At 45.4% G+C, this 1,086-nt stretch carries 3 protein-coding genes; 1 reads left to right on the top strand and 2 read right to left on the bottom strand.

Annotation, left to right across the window (positions count from 1 at the left end; all coding sequences use genetic code 11):
* Both ACFRAK_RS29570 and ACFRAK_RS29565 read right to left on the bottom strand, forming a co-directional pair.
* Window positions 1–244: PfkB family carbohydrate kinase (locus tag ACFRAK_RS29570; RefSeq protein ID WP_394573281.1), on the bottom strand; the 244-nt coding region annotated here is incomplete at its 3' end.
* A 151-nt stretch (window positions 245–395) separates the two neighbouring features.
* Complete coding sequence (locus tag ACFRAK_RS29565; protein WP_023959389.1) at window positions 396–602, bottom strand: DUF1657 domain-containing protein; 207 nt, start codon at window positions 600–602, stop codon at window positions 396–398.
* A gap of 150 nt (window positions 603–752) precedes the next feature.
* Between ACFRAK_RS29565 and ACFRAK_RS29560 the strand changes: the two genes are divergently transcribed.
* Window positions 753–1,086, top strand: a 334-nt coding sequence (locus ACFRAK_RS29560) for a DUF421 domain-containing protein (protein WP_394573280.1), incomplete at its 3' end; no start/stop codon positions are given.

Here is a 1,086-nt window from a genome sequence, read left to right as displayed (position 1 = left end):
CATCGACCCCTTCGCCGCGAAGAGTCTTTAAAATACCGGTGCCCAGCGGATCATTGCCGAGACGGCCAAACCATCCGGACTTACAGCCAAGCCGTGCTAGTCCGATGGCCAGGTTACTCTCTGCACCGCCGAAGGATTGTGCCATGCTTCCGCCCTGGCCGATGCCTTTTGTCCCTTCCGGGTATAGTAATCCCATCGATTCACCGAATGTAATGACATCGATTGGTAAAGCATGTTTGTTCATTACAGCTGCCCCCTCGTAATCTGTTATTTAACACTTTACCTTGCTGGGGAGCATAACTCAATAACGAAATAAGATAGCTTGTGGGCAATTTATCACCCAGAAGCTATCTTTATTTCGTGCTATTAATAACCGACTAAAGGGACAAGCTATATCAGAACCCTTTATACTGCGGTTCTTCCTGCTCTAATTGCTGCACTCTCTGTGCAACTTGGTCGACAACCTGCTGGGTTTGTTGTGCAGCAGATGTGAACATATCCTTAGCTTGCTGGTTCTCCGTGGAGAGAGCGAATTGCTCGAGGCTGGCCTGCGCGCTTTTTAATGACGAGAGACAGGTTTTGACATCAGAAGCTACGGTCATTGGTTATATCACTCCTTTCGCGTAATTAATGTACGCATTTCGCAGGGGATCATGCTCTGTATCATCAGGAAAATAATGGTGTGATTTCAAAAAAGGATTTTGACCATAATTTATAGAGTGATATTTAGTGAGACATAAGGGGGTTTTCTAGTGCCGCAATGGCTGGAGATCGTGTTCAGAACGCTATGCGCTGTTGTCGTGTTGTTTCTTATGACCAAAATTTTGGGTAAGCGTCAGCTCACTCAGCTATCTTTCTTTGAATACTTAACGGGGATTAGTATCGGTAACTTGGCTGCTTACATTTCGCTCGATTTGGATGCGACTTGGTTCCTGGGTCTCATCGCGCTCTCCGTATGGGTGATCTGTTCCTTAATCATCGAATTTCTGCAACTGAAAAGTAAGAAGGCGCGTGATTTCATTGATTTCAAAGCGACAGTCCTCGTCAAAGACGGAAAGATACTAGAGGATAATATGAAAAAAGAAC

It is taken from the genome of Peribacillus sp. NPDC056705 (assembly GCF_043656335.1).
Note: the sequence above shows the minus strand (reverse complement) of the source record. Positions and strands in the feature narration are given on the sequence as shown.

Bases quoted from the DNA above. Each gene is read 5' to 3' on its own strand.
- ACFRAK_RS29565 (WP_023959389.1), bottom strand. From the start codon at position 602: ATGACCGTAGCTTCTGATGTCAAAACCTGTCTCTCGTCATTAAAAAGC.